24 protein-coding genes are annotated in these 20,418 nt (G+C 69.5%); 12 read left to right on the top strand and 12 right to left on the bottom strand.

Going from position 1 to position 20,418, the window contains the following annotated elements; genetic code table 11:
* Positions 1 to 53 precede the first annotated feature (53 nt).
* Positions 54 to 1,301: a nitrilase-related carbon-nitrogen hydrolase gene (locus K7W41_RS18085; protein WP_224611590.1), complete on the bottom strand. Its 1,248-nt coding sequence runs from the start codon at positions 1,299 to 1,301 to the stop codon at positions 54 to 56.
* A gap of 40 nt (positions 1,302 to 1,341) precedes the next feature.
* Here K7W41_RS18085 and K7W41_RS18080 point away from each other — a divergent pair, with 40 nt between their 5' ends.
* The 4 genes from K7W41_RS18080 to K7W41_RS18065 all read left to right on the top strand — a co-directional run bounded on the left by K7W41_RS18080 (position 1,342) and on the right by K7W41_RS18065 (position 5,131).
* Positions 1,342 to 1,962, top strand: coding sequence for a 5-oxoprolinase subunit B family protein (locus tag K7W41_RS18080; RefSeq protein ID WP_224611588.1), 621 nt, complete (start codon positions 1,342 to 1,344; stop codon positions 1,960 to 1,962).
* Positions 1,955 to 2,923 (top strand): 5-oxoprolinase subunit C family protein, encoded by a 969-nt coding sequence (locus tag K7W41_RS18075; protein WP_224611586.1) that lies wholly within the window; start codon positions 1,955 to 1,957, stop codon positions 2,921 to 2,923. The genes K7W41_RS18080 and K7W41_RS18075 overlap by 8 nt, the downstream gene beginning before the upstream one ends.
* Positions 2,924 to 3,158: 235 nt before the next feature.
* On the top strand, positions 3,159 to 3,908 hold the full coding sequence (pxpA, locus tag K7W41_RS18070; RefSeq protein ID WP_224611584.1) for a 5-oxoprolinase subunit PxpA: 750 nt from the start codon (positions 3,159 to 3,161) through the stop codon (positions 3,906 to 3,908).
* Between the two features lie 83 nt (positions 3,909 to 3,991).
* Positions 3,992 to 5,131, top strand: a complete 1,140-nt coding sequence (locus K7W41_RS18065) for a GGDEF domain-containing protein (protein WP_224611582.1) — start codon at positions 3,992 to 3,994, stop codon at positions 5,129 to 5,131.
* A gap of 384 nt (positions 5,132 to 5,515) precedes the next feature.
* On the opposite strand, the gene K7W41_RS18060 is transcribed toward K7W41_RS18065, so the two are convergent.
* Entirely contained in the window at positions 5,516 to 6,232 is a 717-nt protein-coding gene (locus tag K7W41_RS18060; RefSeq protein WP_224611577.1) for a 50S ribosomal protein L25/general stress protein Ctc, read from the bottom strand.
* Positions 6,233 to 6,546: 314 nt separating this feature from the next.
* Between K7W41_RS18060 and efp the strand changes: the two genes are divergently transcribed.
* From efp to K7W41_RS23580, 5 genes are all read left to right on the top strand, one after another.
* Positions 6,547 to 7,104, top strand: a complete 558-nt coding sequence (gene efp, locus K7W41_RS18055; protein ID WP_224611576.1) for an elongation factor P — start codon at positions 6,547 to 6,549, stop codon at positions 7,102 to 7,104.
* A 179-nt stretch (positions 7,105 to 7,283) separates the two neighbouring features.
* Positions 7,284 to 7,829, top strand: coding sequence for an acetyl-CoA carboxylase biotin carboxyl carrier protein (gene accB / locus K7W41_RS18050; RefSeq protein ID WP_224611575.1), 546 nt, complete (start codon positions 7,284 to 7,286; stop codon positions 7,827 to 7,829).
* 93 nt (positions 7,830 to 7,922) lie between these two features.
* Positions 7,923 to 9,260 (top strand): acetyl-CoA carboxylase biotin carboxylase subunit, encoded by a 1,338-nt coding sequence (gene accC / locus K7W41_RS18045; protein WP_224611569.1) that lies wholly within the window; start codon positions 7,923 to 7,925, stop codon positions 9,258 to 9,260.
* 63 nt (positions 9,261 to 9,323) lie between these two features.
* The gene (locus K7W41_RS18040) at positions 9,324 to 9,800 is read left to right on the top strand and encodes a hypothetical protein (RefSeq protein ID WP_224611567.1); all 477 of its coding nucleotides are present in this window, start codon (positions 9,324 to 9,326) and stop codon (positions 9,798 to 9,800) included.
* On the top strand, positions 9,800 to 10,396 hold the full coding sequence (locus K7W41_RS23580) for a class I SAM-dependent methyltransferase (protein ID WP_263489957.1): 597 nt from the start codon (positions 9,800 to 9,802) through the stop codon (positions 10,394 to 10,396). Before K7W41_RS18040 ends, K7W41_RS23580 begins: the two co-directional genes overlap by 1 nt.
* A 4-nt stretch (positions 10,397 to 10,400) precedes the next feature.
* On the opposite strand, the gene acs is transcribed toward K7W41_RS23580, so the two are convergent.
* Positions 10,401 to 12,356, bottom strand: coding sequence for an acetate--CoA ligase (gene acs, locus K7W41_RS18030; RefSeq protein ID WP_224611565.1), 1,956 nt, complete (start codon positions 12,354 to 12,356; stop codon positions 10,401 to 10,403).
* A gap of 202 nt (positions 12,357 to 12,558) precedes the next feature.
* On the opposite strand from acs, the gene moaA reads away from it, so the two are divergent.
* Together moaA and K7W41_RS18020 are read left to right on the top strand one after the other, a co-directional pair.
* Positions 12,559 to 13,563 carry a GTP 3',8-cyclase MoaA gene (gene moaA / locus K7W41_RS18025; RefSeq protein ID WP_224611563.1) on the top strand — a complete coding sequence of 335 codons (1,005 nt, stop codon included), beginning with the start codon at positions 12,559 to 12,561 and terminating at the stop codon, positions 13,561 to 13,563.
* A gap of 113 nt (positions 13,564 to 13,676) precedes the next feature.
* The gene (locus tag K7W41_RS18020; protein ID WP_221089723.1) at positions 13,677 to 14,369 is read left to right on the top strand and encodes a GntR family transcriptional regulator; all 693 of its coding nucleotides are present in this window, start codon (positions 13,677 to 13,679) and stop codon (positions 14,367 to 14,369) included.
* Positions 14,370 to 14,482: 113 nt separating this feature from the next.
* Here K7W41_RS18020 and rplT read toward each other — a convergent pair whose 3' ends face one another.
* The 3 genes from rplT to K7W41_RS18005 all read right to left on the bottom strand — a co-directional run bounded on the left by rplT (position 14,483) and on the right by K7W41_RS18005 (position 15,992).
* The gene (gene rplT / locus K7W41_RS18015; RefSeq protein WP_221089724.1) at positions 14,483 to 14,836 is read right to left on the bottom strand and encodes a 50S ribosomal protein L20; all 354 of its coding nucleotides are present in this window, start codon (positions 14,834 to 14,836) and stop codon (positions 14,483 to 14,485) included.
* 5 nt (positions 14,837 to 14,841) lie between these two features.
* Positions 14,842 to 15,042: a 50S ribosomal protein L35 gene (rpmI, locus tag K7W41_RS18010; RefSeq protein ID WP_046843284.1), complete on the bottom strand. Its 201-nt coding sequence runs from the start codon at positions 15,040 to 15,042 to the stop codon at positions 14,842 to 14,844.
* Positions 15,043 to 15,185: 143 nt separating this feature from the next.
* Positions 15,186 to 15,992 (bottom strand): GNAT family N-acetyltransferase, encoded by an 807-nt coding sequence (locus K7W41_RS18005; protein ID WP_224611561.1) that lies wholly within the window; start codon positions 15,990 to 15,992, stop codon positions 15,186 to 15,188.
* Between the two features lie 45 nt (positions 15,993 to 16,037).
* On the opposite strand from K7W41_RS18005, the gene K7W41_RS18000 reads away from it, so the two are divergent.
* Positions 16,038 to 16,352, top strand: coding sequence for a hypothetical protein (locus tag K7W41_RS18000; protein WP_221089726.1), 315 nt, complete (start codon positions 16,038 to 16,040; stop codon positions 16,350 to 16,352).
* 60 nt (positions 16,353 to 16,412) lie between these two features.
* Here K7W41_RS18000 and K7W41_RS17995 read toward each other — a convergent pair whose 3' ends face one another.
* The 6 genes from K7W41_RS17995 to K7W41_RS17970 form a co-directional block, all read right to left on the bottom strand.
* Positions 16,413 to 16,904, bottom strand: a complete 492-nt coding sequence (locus K7W41_RS17995) for a hypothetical protein (protein ID WP_224611559.1) — start codon at positions 16,902 to 16,904, stop codon at positions 16,413 to 16,415.
* A gap of 75 nt (positions 16,905 to 16,979) precedes the next feature.
* Positions 16,980 to 17,513, bottom strand: coding sequence for a 2-amino-4-hydroxy-6-hydroxymethyldihydropteridine diphosphokinase (folK, locus tag K7W41_RS17990; RefSeq protein ID WP_224611558.1), 534 nt, complete (start codon positions 17,511 to 17,513; stop codon positions 16,980 to 16,982).
* Entirely contained in the window at positions 17,510 to 17,899 is a 390-nt protein-coding gene (gene folB, locus K7W41_RS17985; protein WP_224611557.1) for a dihydroneopterin aldolase, read from the bottom strand. The genes folK and folB overlap by 4 nt, the downstream gene beginning before the upstream one ends.
* Before the next feature lie 353 nt (positions 17,900 to 18,252).
* On the bottom strand, positions 18,253 to 19,110 hold the full coding sequence (gene folP / locus K7W41_RS17980; protein WP_224611556.1) for a dihydropteroate synthase: 858 nt from the start codon (positions 19,108 to 19,110) through the stop codon (positions 18,253 to 18,255).
* Positions 19,111 to 19,145: 35 nt separating this feature from the next.
* On the bottom strand, positions 19,146 to 19,919 hold the full coding sequence (locus K7W41_RS17975; protein ID WP_380058289.1) for an ImmA/IrrE family metallo-endopeptidase: 774 nt from the start codon (positions 19,917 to 19,919) through the stop codon (positions 19,146 to 19,148).
* Positions 19,920 to 20,109: 190 nt separating this feature from the next.
* Complete coding sequence (locus tag K7W41_RS17970; RefSeq protein WP_224611555.1) at positions 20,110 to 20,361, bottom strand: acyl-CoA-binding protein; 252 nt, start codon at positions 20,359 to 20,361, stop codon at positions 20,110 to 20,112.
* Positions 20,362 to 20,418: the final 57 nt, after the last annotated feature.

Here is a 20,418-nt window from a genome sequence, read left to right as displayed (position 1 = left end):
CTGTCAGGTGTCCTTAAGCGCGAGGGGAAGTATATGAGCACGCGCCCACCTTGTCAACGCCTGCGCCGCCAGAGCAGCAGCGCCCCAAGACCCAGCAAGAGGGGCAGCCACGCCGGCCACGGGCGGGGCAGCTGCGCCTCGCCGCGCAGCAGGGCGCGCAGGGCCTCCTCGTGGGGGGTGGCTGGCGGTTCAGGCCGCGTCAGGGGGGGCAAGGTCAGGTCGGCGCTCAGCACGCCGGTGTGATAGGCGTTTTCGTCGGGGTGGCCGCTGCCCGCCGCGCGCTGGGTGCCCAGGATGCGCAGCTGGTCGTGCGGGCCTTCCCCCACCCAGGGGGCCAGGGCCAGAAAGCCGGGGCGCGGCTCGGTCATCACGTAGCTGCGGGGCGCGGGGGCCTCCTCGGCCGGGCCAGTGATCGCGCTCTGGCCGTCGAAGGTCAGGTCCAGCAGGTTGCCCACCACCATCGGATTGACCGCGTAGCGAATCTGCGGGCTGGTGGCGGTGACCTGCCAGCTGCTTTCCAGCCACGCCACGGGCTGGTCGCGCACGTCGTCCGGGTCCGGCGGTAGCCCCTCGCGGGCGGTCCAGGGCGAGCCGTTGGCGTCGGGTTGCAGCAGCACCGTGCAGCCCTGCGCTTCCAGGCGGCCAATCACATCGGCCCGGAAGGCGTCAAGGCTGATCGCCACGCCCAGGTCGCCCGCCGGGGTGGGAAACACCCGCAACTCGTCCAGCCGCCCCGGGCTCAGGTCCACGCCGCCCGCCTCCTCGTCCGGGGTGAGGTGCACCTTGTCGGCGGTGCCGATCAGTTCGCCCTGCGGGTCCAGCAGCACCGTCTGGTTGGTCAGCACCCCCGGCACCCGGCGCAGGCCAGTCCCTGAGCGCTCGTAGCGGGGCATGGGCGCCGAGCCGCAGCACAGGTACACCCCATACTCGCGCGCCAGGGCCCGGCAGGTGTCCAGGTATAGCGCCGTGTTCTCGTCGATGCCCGCCAGTTGCAGCGCCCGCACCGGCGAGACCCGCTCGCGCAGCATCAGGGGCAGCGTGCGCGGCAGCCGCGCCAGGAACAGCGCCAGCGCCACCCGCTGAAAGGTGCCCAGCCGCAGCGCCCAGCCCCCGCCGCGCAGCACCAGCGGCAGCCCGTTCAGTTCGGTGAGCACCACCAGATTCGGGCGGTCCGGGGCGAGGTGGGGCCGGGCCGCGTCCAGCTGCGCGCGCAGCCACTGGCGAAAGCGCGGGGCCGAAACGAAGTCGCTGGCATGCCACTGGGGCTGCACCGCCACGGCGCGAACAATGCGGGAACGCATGGGCACAGCCTAGCGGCCCGCCCCCGGCTATGCTGCGGCCATGTCCGCGCCCACCTTCGAGCCCCTGGGCGACGCGGCGCTGGTGGTGCGCACCCCAGCGGCGCGCGCCCTGCTGGCCCGGCTCTGGCGGCAGCCACCCCCCGGCCTGCTGGACGCCGCCCCCGCGCTGGGGCAGGTCACGCTGCTGTTTGACCCCCTGCACACCGACGCTGCGAGGCTGGAACAGGTGGTGCGTAGCGCGTACAGCACCCTGACCGCCGAGGCCGCGCCCCCGGCCCGGGAACTGACCCTGCCCGTGACCTTCAGTGGCCCTGATCTGCCCTGGTGTGCGGCCCACGCCGGGCTCAGCGAGGCGGCGCTGGTGGAGGCGCTGTGTGCGCTGACCTTCGAGGTGGCCTTCCTGGGCTTCACCCCCGGCTTTGCCTTTCTGACTGGCCTGCCGCCTGCCCTGCAGATGCCCCGGCTGGCCGCCCCCCGCGAGCAGGTGCCGGCCGGCAGCGTGGCCCTGGGGGGGCCCTGGGCCGGGGTCTACCCGCGCGCCACGCCGGGCGGCTGGCGCCTGGTGGGGCACACGGCGTTCCAGGCCTTTGACCTGTCGCGCCCCGAACCCGTGCCGTGGCGGGCCGGCGACCGGGTGCGCCTGGAGGCCCAGCGTGGCTGAGCCGGCCCAGCCATCGCGGGCCCTGGTGGTGCTGCGCCCCGGGCTGCAGACCACCGTGCAGGACGCCGGCCGCCGGGCTCGGGCGCTGGGCGTGCCGGGCGGCGGCGCGGCCGATTCCACCGCGCGGCGTCTGGGCAACGCCCTGGTGGGCAACCCCGCCACCGTTGCGGGCCTGGAACTGACCCTGCTGGGCCCGGCGCTGCGCTTTGAAGCGCCGGCCCTGGTCAGCCTGTGCGGGGCGCCGTTCGGGGCCACGCTGGACGGCATCCCGTTGCCCCTGTGGCGCGCCGTGGCCGTGCAGGCCGGGCAGACGCTGGACGTGCGCGGCACGCCCGCTGGGCTGCGCGCCTTCCTGGCGGTTCGGGGTGGGCTGGACGGCCAGGAGGTATTCGGCAGCCGCGCCACCGACCCCCGCAGCGGGTTCGGGGGCCTGGAGGGCCGCGCCCTGCGCGCCGGGGACCGGCTGACCTGGGGCGCGGCGGCCCTGGCCCCGGCCCCACGGGCCCTCCCCTCGCCCGAGGTGCGCACCCCCTTCGGTCCCCACCACCGCCTGCGGGTGCTGCCCACCCCGGACCTGACCCCCGCCCTGGAAGGCCACCTCTGTGGGCCGGTGTTCACCGTGGCCCCGCAGGCCGACCGCATGGGCGTGCGCCTGACCGAAGCGGTGCCGGCCCCGCACGACCCCACACGCCCCAGCGTGCCCAACGTGCCAGGGCTGGTGCAGCTCCCCCCGGATGGCCGCCCCATCCTGCTGCTGCCCGACGCCGGCACCCACGGCGGCTATCCCAGCCCCCTGGTGGTGATTCAGGCCGACCAGCCCCGGCTGGGGCAACTGCGCCCCGGGGACACGCTGCAGTTTGAGGCGGTGCCCCTCGCCGTGGCGCGGCAGGCGCTGATGGCCCAGGAACAGGCGCTGCGGCAAGCCGAAACGGCGCTGCGCCTGCATTTCGCCTCGGTCTGAGGTCGGTAACTCGTTTCACTCTGGGCCCCACCGGCGCCCCCTGAATGCTCTCCACACTTCATCCGCCCCACAGTCCTTCACGGGAAACCCGGGGCGGCTCTGGGCTTCGCTCTGAGCACAGGGGCCCGCACCAACCGGCATCCCCATCAATGAGAACGCCGCGTTGCCTCTTTTCACCCCGCCCCCGAACCGCCTCTCTTCTGCCGACCCACCGCCTGGGGGCTATGCTGACCGCATGCCAATGGACCTGAACGCCGATCTGGGCGAGGGCAGCGCGCACGAGGAAGCGGTGATGGCGGCGGTGACCTCGGCCAACATCGCCTGTGGCGGCCACGCGGGCGACCTGGAGACCATGCGTGACAGCCTGCGCCTGGCCGCGCGCTTTGGGGTGGCGGCCGGAGCCCATCCCGGCTTCCCCGACCGCGAGGGCTTTGGCCGCCGCGCCATGACTTTTGCGCCGGCGGACGTGACGGCCTTTGTGCGCGACCAGATCGAGGCCCTCAAGGCGGTGGCGGCGCGCGAGGGGGTGGCGCTGGCCCACGTCAAACCCCACGGCATGCTGTACAACATGGCGGCCACAGACCCGGCCCTGGCCCGCGCCATTGCCCAGGCGGCGGCCGACGCTGGCCTGCCGCTGTATTTCGGCCTGGCCGGGGCCCAGAGCGTGATGCTGCGCGAGGCCCAGGCCCTGGGCCTGACCGCCCTGGGCGAGGGCTTTGCCGACCGGGGGTACGCGCCAGACGGGCAGCTGTGGCCGCGCAGTCAACCCGGCGCCCTGCTGCCCCATGCCCAGGCGGTGGCGCAGGGGGTGCGCCTTGCCACCCAGGGGCACGCGCTGGCGGTCAGCGGCGAGGTGGTGGCGGTGCCCGCCCAGACCCTGTGCCTGCATGGCGACGGCGCTGAGGCCGCCGAACTGGCCCGCGACCTGCGCGCGGCCCTGGAGGCGGCGGGCGTGCAGGTCACCCCCCCCCTCCCCAGAGCATGAAGGCCCGCTCAGGGTGCCGGGGGCACTTCAAAACCGCACTTGTCAGGCGGCGGTGAGAGGCGGCGTGGTGAACTGCCCTTACCATGCGCCCCTCTCCCCGCCGCTTCCTGCCTGACCTCGCCGCCCGGCGAGCAGCCTGTCCTGTCCTGGGCGGGGGCACCCTTGACCGTCGCCTGCTGAGCACCCATGTGCTGGTGGTGGTGCTGGGCGCCATGCTGCTCAAGCTGGCGTCCATGCCGATGGACGCCTTTGAGCACGCCACCCTGGCCGTTACCTGCGCCCTGGTGGTGGGCCTGCTGGCGGTCACCGCCCTGACCCGCGCGCCGCTGCAGGTGCTGCACGGCCTGCTGCTGGCGGTGGCCTGGAGCTACGTGCTGAGCCAGCTGTGGCATGTGCTGTTCCGGGTGCCCGAACAGGGGCAGCTGCAGGCCCTGGGCACCCTGGGGCCCTGGGCGGCGGTCACCCTGGCCTCGCACCTGTGGATGCTGGGGCGGCGTGACAGCCTGCCCCTGAGCGTGCTGGCGCTGGGCAGTACAGCGGCGCTGCTGGCGGCCTATGTGCTGCAGGTGCCCGGCGCGGCGCAGCAGCCGGTGGTGGGGGCCACGCTGCAACTGCTGCTGGCCGGCGCGGTGATGCTGGTGGGGCAGCACACCACCGCCCGCCGGGTCACGGCCGATCTGCGCCGCGACCTGCTGGGCGACGGGCAGGCCGAGCGCGACGCCCTGACGGGGCTGCCCGGCAACGCCGCCATGAAACGCTGGCTGGACGGCGCCGTGGCCCGCCGCCCCGAGGGCCTGGGCGTGGTGGTGATCGCGCTGGACGCGCCGGTGCCGGGTGCTGGCGGCCCAGGCGACGCCCGCCGGCTGGCCCATGTGGCCCGGGTGCTGCAGGGCGCCCTGCGCGACGAGGACATGCTGGGCTACCTCAGCGATGACCAGCTGGTGCTGGCCCTGCGCGCGGCGGATGCCCGCTCGGCCCGCGCCCTGTGTGAGCGGCTGCGCCTGCGCGTGGCCTCCCGCCCGGTGGACGGCCATAACGTGACCGTGACGATGGGCCTGGCCTTTTACGACGACCACCGCAGCGGCCTGAGCCTGCTGCGCGAAGCCGAGGACACCTGCCTGAGCCTGCAGCGCGAGGGCAGCAACCGCGTGGCCCTGGGCCCCCTGCCCGCGCACGACGAGCAGCCCACTTCCGACCTGCGCGTTCAACCCAGTCCGGCGTAAAGAGGGGGGCAGACCCAGGCCCTCACCACCAGCAGACGACCAGCGCGAAGCCGTGCTGGTCGTTTCTGTGTGAGGCTGTGACAGCGGTCTTCCGTTCCATTGAGGGGCGGAAAGCATTCCCCTCAACGCCAAGCCAACCGGTGTCTGTCGCGTTCGCTCGCTCTGCCCCGCAGCTTTGCAAGTCCGCTTGCCCCATATGACCTGAAGGGTTCACCTTCAAGTCATGTGGTGACCGCTAGAAAACCGGCGCTTGCCCTGAAGCGTTGGCGAGCCCCCGGCGCCTGCCCTCAGCACTGTAGAGGCCTCCGATGAACCGGCAGGTCCCCTTCACCAAACCACGAAAAGCCCCCAGGCAGCAATCGCCTGGGGGCCCTGAAGAAGGTCTTAGCCTTCGTTCTGCTCGGTGTCTTCGCTCTGGCCTTCGGTGGTCTCGCCGGCGGCTTCGGCCTTGACTTCTTCCACCGTGGCTTCGCCTTCCAGAATGGCGGCGGCGGCTTCCTCGCTGATCTCGCCCGCAGCCACCAGACCGGCCACCTGGGCCGCCTGGGCCTCGGCCGCAGCCTCGCCTTCGGACAGGCGGGGCGGCAGCACGCTGATCACCACGAGTTCTTCTTCCACGGCGAGCTTCACGCCTTCGGGCAGCTTGATCTGACCGGCGCTCACATGGTCACCAATGTTCAGCTTGGTCACGTCCACCACGATTTCCTGGGGAATGCGGCGGGGGCCGGGGGCCACGACGGACAGGTTGTGCACCACGACGTCCACGAGGCCGCCCATGACTTCGCCCTGGCTCTTGCCCTTGGTGTGCACAGGCACGGCCACGGTCACGGGCTCGCCGTAGGTGACCATGTAGAAGTCCACATGGATGGGCGCGCGCTTGCGCTTGTCCATCTGCACGGTCTTGACCAGGGCCGGGAAGGTTTCGCCGCCTTCCAGGGTGATGTCGAAGAGCCCCGTGGTGCTCTGCTGGCGGAAGGCGCGGTCAAAGGCCTTGCGGTCAATGGCAAAGGACACGTTCTTGTCCTTGTTGTAGGCCACGGCGGGGATCATGCCTTCGGCCAGTTTGTCCTGGCTGCTGCGGGGTTTGGCGTTCAGTTCCATGTGCGGTGTCTCCTTACGGGCGTTCTTCGCCGCCGCTCCCGGCGCGCGCCGTAAGCCTGTGGGGGCTGTGGGGGCGGGGGCGGGCGTGCAACCGCAACAGCATAGCAAACGCCCGCTGCCTGCGGGAAGGGTCCGCCCGCCCCGCACGCCCTGCGCCGCTGTGGCCGGCGGGGCAGGACACGCAACTGAAGCCCAAATGCTTTAGACTCTGGGGCGTTGCCGCGCGGCCCCCCACCCGTGCCCCCCAAAGGGCAAGCCGGGCAGAGGCGGGCCCCGCTGGCCAGAACCCAGCAGCAGCAAAAGGAGAGCACACCATGATCAGCGTGACAGAACTGCGCAACGGCACGAAAGTGGAAATGGACGGCGGCCTGTGGGAATGCCTGGAGTACTCGCACCTGAAGATGGGCCGGGGCGGGGCCAAGGTGGTCACCAAGTTCCGCAACATGGAAACCGGCTCCATCGTGGACCGCACCTTCAACAGCGGCGAAAAGCTGCAGGACATCTACGTCGAAGGCAAGAAGATGCAGTACCTCTACCCCGACGGTGAGGACTTCGTGTTCATGGACCTGGAAACCTTCGACCAGATCACCCTGGCCCGCGCGCTCGTGGGCGACGCCGCCAAGTTCATGAAAGAGAACACCGAGGTGGAAGTGGCGATGTACGGCGACAAGGCGCTGAACATCACCCTGCCCAACCAGGTGGTCCTGAAGATCGTGGAAACCGACCCCGGCGTGCGCGGCGACACCGTCTCTGGCGGCACCAAGCCCGCCAAGCTGGAAACCGGCGCCACCGTGCAGGTGCCTCTGTTCGTGGAGCAGGACACCAACGTGAAGGTGGACACCCGCACGGGTCAGTACCTCAGCCGGGCCTAACCTCCCCATGCCTGCGCGCGCCGCCGACCGGAAATCCCCGGGGGCGGCGCTTCGCTTTGCCGTTAGACTCGGTGCAGCCAAACGAGCGTTAGGCTGCGGGTGACACCCCGCCGCTGTTCCCAACCTGCATGATGGGAGGCAGCCACCGCACGACCGCATTGCACCACCAAGGAGGGGCCATGAACCCGGATGACCTGAAGCAGATTCTTTCCGCCCTGACCAGCGCCGACGTGCGCGAATTCGCCCTGCGCACCGGCAGCTTCGATCTGAGCCTGAAACGTGGCCCGCAGGCCGCCCCGGCTGGCCCCGCCCCCGTGGCCCCGGCCCCCCAGCCCCAGCCCATGAGCGCCCCCGCCCCGGCCGCCTTTGCGCCGGGCGCCCCGGCCCCCGCGCCCCTGGCCGAGACGCCAGCGCCGGCGCCCGCTGCCCCCGCCAGTGCCCCGGCCCCTGCCGCCGAAGCTCCGGTGACGCCCGCGCCGGCCGCCAGCAAGGGCACGCCGGTCAAGGCGCCTATCGTGGGCACCTTCTACTCGGCCAGCAGCCCCGACGCGCCCGCGTACGTGAAGGTGGGCGACACCGTGCAGGCCGGCCAGGTGCTGTGCATCATCGAGGCCATGAAGCTGATGAACGAGATCGAGGCCGAACTGGGCGGCACCGTGCGCGAGATTCTGGTGAAGAACGCCGAGCCGGTCGAGTACGGTCAGACGCTGTTCATCATTGAATAAGGTCGAGGGTCAAAGGGTCTAAGTGTCTAAGGTTTGAACCTGCTTAGACCCTTTGACCCTTAGACCCTTCGACTTCCTGCCGGAGGCAAGCACATGTTCAAGAAAATCCTGATCGCCAACCGTGGCGAAATCGCCCTGCGCGTGATTCGCACCGCGCGGGAAATGGGCGTGAAGACGGTCGTGGTGTATTCCACCGCCGATGAAAAGAGCCTGCCGGTGCTGCTGGCCGATGAATCGGTGTGTGTGGGCCCGCCCGCCAGTAACCAGTCGTACCTGAATATTCCCAACATCCTCTCGGCCGCGCTGATGACCGGCGCCGAGGCCATTCACCCGGGCTACGGCTTCATGGCCGAGAACCCCGACTTCGCCGAGATGTGCCGCGAGCACGGCATCGTGTTTATTGGGCCCACGCCCGAGAGCATGCGCGCCCTGGGTTCCAAGGCCGGCGGGCGTGAAATCGCCGCCATGAGCAAGGTGCCCGTGGTGCCCGGCACCGGGGTACTGGCGGACACCGACGCTGCGCTGCTGGCTGCCAAGCAGATTGGCTACCCCGTGCTGCTCAAGGCCAGTGCGGGCGGCGGCGGGCGCGGGCAGAAGGTGATCCGCACCCAGGACGAACTCGCCAAAGGCTTTGCGCAGGCGCAGGAAGAGGCGCGGCTGTACTTTGGCGACCCCGCGATCATCATGGAGAAGTTCCTGGAGGAATTCCGCCATGTGGAAGTGCAGGTCATGGGCGACGGCCAGGGCCACGTCATTCACATTGGCGAGCGCGACTGCTCCATTCAACGCCGCAACCAGAAGCTGATTGAAGAGGCGCCCTCCACGCTGCCCGAATCGCTGCGCCAGGAGATCCTGGCCGCCGGGGTGCGCCTGGCCCAGCATGTGAACTACGCCGGGGCCGGCACGCTGGAATTCATTGTGGACCGCGACGGCAACTACTACTTCATGGAGATGAACACCCGTATCCAGGTGGAACACTGCGTTTCCGAGGAAATCAGCGGCCTGGACTTCGTGAAGTTGCAGCTGGAAATCGCGGCCGGCTACGGCCTGAAGCTGCAGCAGGAGGACATCGTGCTGCAGGGCCACGCCATTGAGTGCCGCCTGAACGCCGAAGACCCCGACAAGGATTTCCGCCCGGCGGCCGGCAAGATGGACGACGTGCACTTTGCGGGCGGCCCCGGCGTGCGCGTGGACAGCCACGCCTACAGCGGTTACGTGATTCCGCCGCACTACGACAGCCTGATCGGCAAGCTGATCGTGCACCACGACACGCGCGAGCAGGCCATTGCCCGCATGAAGCGCGCCCTGGAAGAAACGGTGATTCAGGGGCCCAAAACCACCATTCCCCTGTACATCAAGATCATGGACAACCCGTTCTACAAGCGCGGGGCCGTGATGACCAACTTCCTGAAAACACGGATGGAGATGTAAGGGAAGGGCGGCGTGCAAGTCACGCCGCCCTTTTGAAACCTACCTCGTCAGGCGAAAGGCTGCATGTCCAACGATATAGATTGGTCCACAGGGTGTCTTTCCTTCGAAAGTTGGCGAAGAGCACTGATCCTTGAGGGCGCACCCCAGACACAATTCATCACCCTCATCGAACTAGATCGCCTTGGCGCCTTCATGGATGTTCGTGGGCTCCCTATGGGCGATGCGGCTGTTCGCCTGGTGGGTTCCCTCGCCCTATTGCATGCGTCTTCTGTAACAGCGTCTTCTGCCGTGTTCCGAGTCAGTCACTCCACATTCGCCGTGCATTGGGCCGCCCCGAATCTCCTCGATGTGGTCCGGCGGGTAGAAGCATTGCGCATGGCGGTGCAGGCAACAGCTACTGGAATTTCCGTCACTCTCACCACGACGGTGCTTCTTCCAGGTGAACCCCACGACGTGCTTCTGAGGCGACTCTACGCGCTCCAGCAGGCTGAACACAGCAGCCTTACGGAAGGCATTTTTCTTGATCCCTCAACTCAGTGATGAGTTTGCCAGCCCGTGACACGCTGCTTTCCCGTCTGTGTGGGCTGCCCTGGCCTCATGGGCCGCTGCTGGACGCCGTGCGGCTCTCCCCCACCCTGGACGTGCTGGATGTAGGGGCCGGCGATGGGCGGCTGCTGCGCGCCTTGAAGGCCCGGGGGCACACAGGCCGATTGATTGGGGTCGACCCAGCGCCTGGCGAGGGTGTCCTCAGGGGCACAGCCGACGCCCTCCCGTTTCCAGAAGCCAGTTTTGATGCGGTGCTGTTCGTGCGGGTGCTGGCGCATCTGCCGGACGCACAGGCGGCCCTGCAGGAAGCTCGGCGGGTGCTGAGGCCCGGTGGAACACTCATCGTTGCAGCCCAGGGGCCAGCACACCTGCAGGCCACCTGGGCCGCCCTGGGGCAGCCGCTGGGGAAGGCGGCCCCCACGGCCCAGCCGCCCACCTTCGAGCGGCGTCTGCCCGTCACGGTCACCGCTGCCGATGCCCGCGCGCTGGCCCAGAGCTACGGCGCGTGGGCACAGGGCGAGGTGGCCGCCTTGCACGACCACCTGTTTCCTGTGCAGGATCACCTGCAGCTGCACATCTGGCAAAGCTGACGCCCTACACCGCTGCTGTGGCGGCCAGCCGGTCCAATACGCCGGGGTCTTCCAGGGTGCTGGTGTCGCCCTCAATGGTCTTGCCCGCCGCGATCTGGCGCAGGAACCGGCGCATAATTTTGCCGCTTCTGGTCTTGGGCAGGGCGTCGGCAATGTAAATGGCGTCCGGGCGGGCCAGGGCGCCGATTTCCTTGCTCACATGGGCGCGCAGCACTTTGGGGTCCACGGTAAAGCCGCTCTGGGGCAGAACAAAGGCCACCACGCACTCGCCCTTCACGTCGTCGGCCTTGCCCACCACGGCGGCTTCGGCCACGCTGGGGTGCGACACCAGCGCCGACTCAATCTCCATGGTGCCCAGGCGGTGCCCGCTGACATTCAGCACGTCGTCCACGCGGCCCACCACGGTGTAGTAGCCGTCCTGGTCACGCCGGGCGCCGTCGCCGGCAAAGTACACGCCCTCAATCTCGCCCCAGTAGGTCTTGCGGTAGCGCTCGTCGTCGCCGTACACGGTGCGCAGCATGGAAGGCCAGGGCCGCTTGATCACCAGCAGGCCGCCGTCGTTGGCGCCCAGTTCCTCGCCCCGGTGGGTCATGATGGCGGGCTCCACCCCGAACAGGGGCAACCCCGCGCTGCCGGGCTTGCTGGGAAAGGCGCCGGGCAGCGTGGTCAGCATGATCGCGCCGGTTTCGGTCTGCCACCACGTGTCCACCACCGGGCAGCGTTCACCGCCGATCACGCGCCAGTACCACATCCAGGCTTCGGGGTTGATCGGCTCGCCCACCGAGCCCAGCAGGCGCAGGCTGCTCAGGTCGTGGCGGGCGGGCAGGTCGTCGCCCTGGCGCATGAACGAGCGGATGGCGGTAGGCGCGGTGTACAGGATGGTCACGCGGTGCTTTTCGACCAGCTGCCAGAAGCGGCCCCAGTCGGGGTGGTTGGGGGCACCCTCATACATCAGGACGGTGGCGCCGTTCAGCAGCGGCCCATACACGCTGTAGGAATGGCCGGTGATCCAGCCCACGTCGGCGGTGCACCAGTAGATGTCGTCGTCTTGCAGGTCAAAGACGGTCTGGGTGGTGAGGTACGTGCCCACCATGTACCCGCCCGTGGTGTGCTGCACGCCCTTGGGCTTGCCGGTGCTGCCCGAGGTGTACAGCACGAACAGCGGATGCTCACTGTCCAGCGGCTCGGCCTCGTGCTCGTCGCTGGCGGCGGCCAGGGCCTCGTGCCACCATACGTCGCGGCCCGCCTGCATGGGGGCGTCGCAGTCGGCGCGGCACACCACCAGGATCGTCTCCAGGCTGGGGGCCAGCCGCGCGGCCTCGTCGGCGTTCGCCTTCAGGTTCACCAGCGCGCCCCGGCGCTGCCCGGCGTCGGCGGTAATGAGCACCTTGCTCTGGGCGTCGTTGAGGCGGTCAGCCAGTGCCGACACCGAGAAGCCGCCGAACACTACGCTGTGCACCGCGCCAATACGGGCGCAGGCCAGCATGGCAATGGCCGCTTCGGGCGTCAGGGGCAGGTACAGGGTCACGCGGTCGCCCTTTTGCACCCCCAAGTTCTGCAGGGCGCTGGCGGCCCGCTTCACCTCGCGCAGCAGTTCGGCGTAGCTGAAACGGCGCACCTCGCCGTCCTCGCCTTCCCAGATGATCGCGGTCTTGTCGCCCCGCCCCCGCGCCACATGGCGGTCCAGCGCGTTGTAGGCGATGTTCGTCTGCCCGTCCACGAACCACCGGGCATGGGGGGGCTGCCAGTCCAGCACCTGCGTCCAGGGGGCAAACCAGTGCAGCTCGCCCGCCACCTCGCTCCAGAAGGTGTCCGGGTCGTCCAGGCTCTGGCGGTAGCGGCGCTCGTACTCGGCGCGGCTGACGCGGGCGCGGGCCTGGAACTCGGCGCTGGGCGCAATCACACGGTCCTCGTGCAGCATGGCGTCAATGTGGTCGGTGGCCGTGGGGGTCTGGGTCATGGGTGCCTCCGGGGTGAGGACAGAGCGTGCAGGGGATGTGCGCTCACTGTAGCCGCCGCGCACCCCGTTCCAGGGCCGGCGGCGCGGCAGTGGTCCAGACCAGTACCGGCGGGGTACTGCACCGGGTTCAAAACGGTGGGGCGGGCCCAAAAGCAGACTGGCCCGCCAACGCCGCCCCCACCCGCGCGTATGCTGCGGCTCGATGCTGCACGACGTGTTGGGCCGCCCCCTGCGTGACCTGCGCCTCAGCGTGACCGACCGCTGCAACCTGCGCTGCACGTACTGCATGCCCGCCGACGTGTTTGGTCCGGGGTACGCCTTCCTGCCCCGCGCCGAACTGCTGACCTTCGAGGAACTGGAGCGCTTAAGCCGCCTCTTCGTGGGCCTTGGGGTGCAGAAGCTGCGCCTGACCGGCGGCGAACCCACCCTGCGCCGCGACCTCCCCGAGCTGGTCGGGCGCCTGAGCCGCATTGAGGGCGTGCAGGACCTCGCCATGACCACCAACGGCCTGCTGCTGCCCGCCCTGGCGCCGGCCCTGAAGGCGGCGGGCCTGCGCCGGGTCACCGTCAGCCTGGACAGCCTGGACCCCGAGGTCTTCGGGCGCATGAACGGCCTGGGCACCCACCCCGAGCGGGTGCTGGCCGGCATTCACGCCGCGCTGCAGGCGGGCCTGGGCGTGAAGATCAACACCGTGGTGCAGCGCGGCGTGAACGACGCGGGCCTGCGCGAGTTGTGGGCGGCCCTGCGCGAGCTGGCCCCGGTGCGCTTTATCGAGTTCATGGATGTGGGCAACCACAACGGCTGGAATCTGGACGGCGTGGTGCCCTCAAGCGAGGTCCTGGCCCGCCTGGGCGCGGGCGACGAGCCGCTGCAACCCGCCCGCGCCGCCTACCGGGGCGAGGTCGCGGCCCGCTACCGCGATGCGCAGGGCCGGGAAGTGGGCCTGATCAGCTCGGTGACAGCGCCGTTTTGCGGGGACTGCACGCGGGCGCGCCTCTCGGCGGCGGGGGTGCTGTACACCTGCCTGTTTGCGGGCAGCGGCACGGACCTGCGCGCGCCCCTGCGGGCGGGGGCCAGCGACGACCAGTTGCGCGAACAGATTGCCGGGGTCTGGGCGGCCCGGCGCGACCGCTACAGCGAGGACCGCGGCGAAGCTGGGCGCGCGGCCAGCCCGGTGAAAGTCGAGATGTCGCACATCGGGGGGTAGGGCGGCCCCCGGTGTTCCGACCCCGGTCACAACGCCGGCCAGCTTGTGTACTTAGAACACTAAACATAAGATGAAAGCGGCGCCGCCCGCCAGCGGTCCGCCCGGAGGGATGCATGGCGAAGTACCCGCTCATCAAGACCACCCTGAAAGACCGGCTGCTCGGCGGCCACTACGCCGAGGGCCTGCCGCTGCCCAGCGAACCGCAGCTGGCCCGCGAATTCGATGTCTCGCGCATGACCGCCCGGCGCGCCATTGACGAACTGGAACGCGAAGGCTACGTGTACCGCGTGCAGGGCGCCGGCACCTTTCCCACCGGCAAGCGTTTCCGGCAGGGCATGTTCCGCGTGCGCCCCTTCAAGGAGTGGGCCCGCCACCCGGACCACCGCACCACCGTGCTGCGCGCCATGCAGATTGAAGCCACACCGGAAATCGCCATTGTGCTGCAGATTCAGCCCGGCGACCCGGTGATTTTCGTGCACCGCCTGCGCACGGCGGGCGACGAGGCGCTGGTCATAGAGAAGCGCTACATCAACGGCACGCTGGTGCCGGGCCTGCTGGACCACAACCTGTCCACCGAGAGCATCCACGAAACCATGATCAGCCTGGGGGTGCCGCTGCAGCGCGTGGAGCAGAATCTGGAAGCGGTGAACCTGCGCCAGGAGGAGGCCGATCTGCTGCGCGTGCCGCTGGGCACCGCCGCCTTCCTGCTGCGCCGCACCACCTACAGCGGTCAGAAGCGGGCCAGCTACGTGAACTACTGGGTGCGTGGCGACCGCTACGCGTTTCAGGATACCTTCGAGCCGTAGGGGCCATGGGCTGTGGGCCATGAGCCATGGGGTCAACCCACAAAGCTCATGGCCCATGGCTCAAAGCAGCGGGGCGCCTCCTGTTCAGGAGCGCCCCGCTGCTTTGTCCCGCTTTACTTGCTGTTCTTCGCGGCGTCGACGAGGGCCTTGAAGGCCTCGGGCTCGCGGGCGGCGATGTCGGCCAGCACCTTGCGGTTCAGGTCCACACCGGCGCGCTTCAGACCACCGATGAAGGTGGAGTAGTTCATGCCGTGCAGGCGGGCGCCCGCGTTGATGCGCTGAATCCACAGGCGGCGGAAGTCACGCTTCTTGTTGCGGCGGTCGCGGTACTCGTAGGTGGCGGCGTTCAGCAGCGTCTGGAAGGCGTTGCGGTACTGCTTGGAGCGGCTGCCCCAGAAGCCCTTGGCGCGCTTGAGCACCTTCTTGTGGCGGCGGCGGCGGATAATCCCGGTCTTGGCGCGAGGCATCTACTTCACTTCCCCTTCGGCAGCATCAGCTTCATGCGTGCCCATTCGCTCTTGGCCAGAACAAAGCCCTTGCCCTTGCCCCGGATCTCGTTGCCGCTCTTGCCGGTGTTCTGGTGGCGCTTGCCACTCTTGAACGCCATGACCTTGCCGGTCCCGGTGATCTTCACCCGGCGGCTGGCCGCTTTCAGTGTCTTCATCTTGGGCATGTGCATGCCTCCTTTGCAGTCCGGTCGCTCTCCCCGGTGCGGGGCGCTTCCGTCTGGGGTTCGGGCCGCTTTGCGTACAAAGCCGTTGGTCGCCCTGCCCCACTTGACCAAGAGAGGATTGTATCCGTGCCCCGGGTCACAGGTCAAGGCGAGGTGAAGATCAGCTGCTGCTGGGCCAACACCGCGCCGTGCCCCTCGAAAATGCGGCGCATGGGGTGATTGTTCGCGTCCGTGGCGCCCGCATGATCGCTAAAGTCCCGGGCCGCCAGCGCCAGCAGGTGGGCGTGCAGGCGCCGGCCCAGGCCCTGCCCGCGTGCCCCAGGATGAACGCCGATCAGGTCAATGCTGGCGGTGCCGGGCCGCCCACCGGGACCAGTCGCCCCCAGCGCCGCAAGGGCCCCAGAGGCGTCGGGCAGGCCAACCAGGGTCCAGCCGTCTGGCAGGGCGAAGGCCGCGCGGTTCAGCGCCCCCAGCAGGGCCTGCACCTCGGGCAAGGCCACGGCAGCGTGGTCCAGCAGCTGCGCCTGGGGGTCAAGGGACCAGCGCCCAGCCGTCAGGTCCGTGGTGTACACCACCGCTTCCTCTTCAAAGTGCCATCCAGCCGCCTGCGCTGCCCCCAGGCACAGGGGGCCCTGGGTGCTGTCCAGAATCAGGCGGCGGTCCGTCACCTGGGCCCGCAGGTGGGCCAGAAACGCCTGGGCAGCCGGTTCAGGCACGTCGGCCCGTAGGCGTGGCAGCAAGGGAATATGCGGAGCGGTAGGGATGATGCACACGCCTTCCAGCCCGCGTGGGGAACGCAGCAGCTGAACCTGCTCGGGGCGCAGGCGCCCGGCGGCCACGTTGCCCCGAATGATCTCCAGGCGCCGCTCGGCGTCGGCACGGTCGGGCAGCAGGGCCACTGTCTCGTGCAGGGCGTCGGGGCGGGCAGTCTCAATGGTCCAGTCGTTCAAAAGGCTCCTTGGGGATGGGGCAGGTGGTCCTCTAGAATGCCCGGCATGCGAAGCGCGTACCTGACGGCCGCCCGCGCCCTGCAACTGGGCCGGGAAGGCGCCGTGGAAGGCGACCAGGCCCGCGCCCTGCGGCTGTACAGCGAGGCGCTGGACATCCTGACCGTGTTGCCGCCCGAACGCACGCGCGACGTGCTGCTGGCCCACACCCACCTCGCGTTCTACCAGACGCTGGAGCTGCTGGGGGGCAAAGATGGGCAGCGGCACCTGCAACTGGGCGTCAGCTACGCCCGCACCACCCGCGACCCCCTGGCCCGCGCCATTGCCGAGGAGTGCCTCAGCGGTCTGGAGCTGGCGCTGTAAACCCTGCCACAGAAAGGGGCGGAGGCCGAATCAACGCGGCCTCCGCCCCTCTGCAGACGCTTAGCCGGGCAGGCCCAGTTGCGCGGTGGTCTTGCCGGTCCTCTTGTCGTGGCGGCACTGCATGGGCAGCTGGCCCAGGGTGGTCACGCGCTCGCCACTGTGAACGGCGATGTTCACGGGCAGGGTCATGGTCCAGCCGCCTTCCTCGGCCAGCTGCGCGGCGCGCACGATTTCAGGAGACTCAGCGTTCAGATCCGCATGCAACTTGTCGCCCGGCTTCAGGGGACTCCCCTGCTGCACCAGGGTCTTTAACGGGATGGTCTGGCCCTGGGCACTGACCGTCAAGGCCTCGGTGTCTTCGAGCACTTCCTTGCAGGCCTCAATGAACTTGAACTTGCTGATGCCGCCGGCCTCGCGGTCGCTGTAAATGGGGTTGCGCTGTGAAACGAAGATGGTCACGAAACCCAGCAGCGCCACGGTGAGCGCAATAGCGACCCACAGCAGCGCGCGGCCAGCGCCGCCGTGACGGTTGGTGGAGGTAAGCTCGCTCATGTCACCCCCCAGCATAGCGTTCCCGCTCCAGCGCTGCCCGGGGGTGTCCAGCGCCGCGGCCCTCCAGCAGCGGCCCTATAACAGTGGCCCGGCCACCTGAACTCCACTGGCCCCCAACCGACGCAGCGCCTGGGCCACCGTTTCGCCGGTTCCCGGGTGCGGCAGGGCGGGGTTCAGGTCGCTGAGGGGGGCCAACACAAAGGGCCGCTCCCACGCGCGGGGGTGGGGCAACACCAGGCCCGGCCCCTCGCACTGCTGCTGCCCGTACAGAATCAGGTCCAGGTCCAGCAGCCGGGCTTCCCAGCGCTGGCGCCGCTCGCGCCCCGCCTGGGCCTCCAGGGCATGCAGGGCCGCCAGCAGCGCCGGGGCGTCCAGCCGCGTGCGCAACTGCACCGCGGCGTTCAGGTAGTCGGGCTGCCCGGGGGGGCCCCCCACCGGGGCCGTGCGGTACAGCCGCGACACCCCGGTCACCTCGCCCAGCGCGCGCAGGTGCCCAGCGGCCCAGGCCAGCGTGGCGGCCGGGTTCCCCAGGTTGGCCCCCAGGGCAATAAAGGCGTCGGTCAGGGGCGCAGCTGGCCCACCCTGCACTGGCGCCCCGGCCTGGCTCATAGCTCGGCCCGGCGGAGGGTCAACTCGGCGAACACGTCGCGGAACACGCCGGGCAGCGGGGCAAACGGTTTGTGCACCCGCACGGTCACGTGGGTCAGGCGCGGCTGCTCGCGCAGCACCCGGCGCGCGATCTGGTCGGCCAGCACCTCAATCAGCAGGCGGCGCGTGCCGGTGATCTCGGCGGCAATGGCGGCATAAACCTCGGCGTAGTTCACGGCCGCGTCCAGGTCATCGGCCAGCCCGGCAAAGGGGTAATACAGCTCGGCGTCCACCACGAACCGGGCCCCCAGGGCCGCCTCGGTGTCGTAGACCCCGTGGCGCGCGTGAAATTCCAGGCCCTGCAGCACCACGCGGCTGGAGGAAGGGGAAGACGGGGCAGCGTTCATCAGCGCCGAGTGTAAAGCAGCAGGCACCGGGTTCAGGGCTTATACGGTTTCCGAAACATTCCGTCAGGCGTAACGGCATGTTTTCGACCGGAGGGACGTGCAGAGCTGCGCAGCAGAGAAGGAAAAAAGACGGATTTCCGGGAGCTGGACCTGGAAGGCGCCGCAGGAGAGGAACAGCCAGTCCTTTCCTAGATGTCCCAGAAATGAACGCCAGTCCGTATTAAGCGCCTCGCCCCGCCCATGCCAACGTTTCAAAAAAGCGCAGAGACGTTTCCATTCTCGGGACCAGGCACTTTTTTCGCTTCTCGCTCTGCGACACGCAGCTGTTGCAGCCCGCTCCCTTGACCGACAGATCAACAGCGGGCGACTGAGGGCTCCTCTCCCCCATCCAGCAGCGCCGCCTGCACCCGCAGGGCCTGCACATGCGCCGCTGCCGCGTGGGCCCGCACCACCGCCGCGCCCGCCTGCGCCGCGTGCAGGTGCAGGGCCAGCGACCCGGGGTCGCGCCCAGCAGCCTCGGGCACCCCGGCCAGCCAGTCGATCAGCCGCTTGCGACTGGCGCCCACCAGCACGGGATGACCCAAGGCCACCAGCTCTGGCAGGCCCCGCAGCAGCGCGAGGTTGTGCGCCAGGGTCTTACCGAACCCCAGTCCGGGGTCCAGCAGCACGTCCGGCACGCCCGCCGCCTGCGCCGCCGCCGCCTGCCCGGCCAGAAAGGCGTGCACCTCGGCCACCACGTGTCCGTACTGCGGTGAACGCTGCATGGTGCGCGGCTCACCCTGCATGTGCATGATGCAGGCCGGCGCGCCCGCCTGGGCACACACCGCTCGCATGTCGGGGTCACGCAGGCCACCCACGTCGTTGACCAGATGGGCGCCCGCCTCCAGCGCCGCCTGGGCCACCTCCGGCTTCATGGTGTCCACGCTCAGCAGCACACCCGCATCGCGCAACGCGCGCAGCACCGGCCGCACCCGGTCAATCTCCTCGGCGGCAGGGACAGGGGCGGCGCCAGGGCGGGTGCTCTCGCCACCCACGTCTATCATCAGTACCCCGGCGCGGCGCATGGCCTGCGCCGCGTCCAGGGCCGCCTGCAGCGCCATGTGCCGCCCTCCATCGCTGAAACTGTCCGGCGTGACATTCAGGATGCCCATCACGGCGGTGCCGGCCCAGCGCACCTGCCACCCGCGCGAGGTGCGCGCCGCTCCTGGCACCGCTCGTCCAAAGGTCAGGGCAAAGGGCGCAGGGCTCAGGAACTGCTCCCCTCGCCCCGGGTGGGCAGTAAGAAACTCACCATTACCCGGTGGCGCTCCGGAAAGGCGTCCACCTGGGCGGGCATCCGGCGCCCAGAGCGGAAAGGCACGTAACTGTCCTGGGCGATGGGCAGCCGGGTGTCGTGCGCCACGGCCACTGGATGCTGGTCCGGAATGGGGGTGCCAGGGCGCAGGCTGTATTTCACGCCAGGGGCTCCGCTGCTCACCCGCACGGTCAGCGCCTTGCCGGGGGCGTCAGGGTCATCGGCTTCATCGGCACTCAGGCGGGCCACCGCGCACACCGCGTACAGCACCGGCGCCGAGGTGTGCTCGGCCAGGGTGTACAGGGCGGTGCTGGCACTGATATCGGCGCGGCGCGACAGTTCGGCCAGTGCGCGCCCGGTGGGGCCAAAGCGGGTCAGAACTTCGTCGAGCAGGGCCTGCGGAATCAGCAGGGCGGCGGCCCCCACATTGCACAGGGTCTCGATCACCTGTTCCAGCCGCTCACCTTCAAAGGCGTCGTGCAGGTCACTCAGCAGGTCGTCGTCACCCAGCAGCAGGGCGTGGCTGATCTCGTGGGCCAGGGTGAAGCGCTGGCGCTCGGGGCGTACACGGCTGTTGATCAGAATGACCCGGTGCTCGGGATCGTAGGCGCCGTCGCGCTCGCCCATCGGCAGGAAGGTCAGCTGCACGTCGCCCAGGCCGTGCATCAGGCTGTGGGTATCCAGGCCCGGCAGCCCCGCCGCGTAGTCGGCCGCCAGCGTTTTCATGCGCGTCCGGGCGGCGGCCATCAGGTCAGGCGCCATCAGGGGCTGCGGGTGCGCGTCGCTCACAGTGCGCAGCTTACCGTGTTCACTGCTGGGCCGCGCCCCCCAATGGCGGCTGCACAGACCGAGCGCCAAAGAAAAAGGCTAGCCCCACCCCGGATGGGTGAGGCCAGCTGCCCGGCGGGTGATGCCCTCAGCTGTGGGCTTTCAGGGTTTCCACCAGCGCCACGTACTCACGCTGGGCGTCGTCCTGACTCATGCCTTTCAGGCCGGCCCAGGCGTCGTACTTGGCGCCCCCCACGAAGTCGAACCCGCCAGGACGCGCGCCTGTCACGTCCCCCTGGCTGCCCTGCTTGTACAGCGCGTACAACTTCAGAAGCACGTCGTTGCCGGGCTTGCGGCTGAGGGTCTGCACGTCCTGCTGGGCCTGTTCAAATGCCGTCATGTTCAAGAGTGTACCCGGTTCAAGCTTTCGACCTGGGTAGACAGAAGGGCCAGGAAT

The sequence above is a fragment of the Deinococcus multiflagellatus genome (genome assembly GCF_020166415.1).
In the GTDB taxonomy this organism is placed as follows: Bacteria; Deinococcota; Deinococci; order Deinococcales; family Deinococcaceae; genus Deinococcus; species Deinococcus multiflagellatus.
The sequence above is the reverse complement of the archived record's forward strand: the minus strand, read 5'-3'. Positions and strand labels throughout refer to the sequence as shown.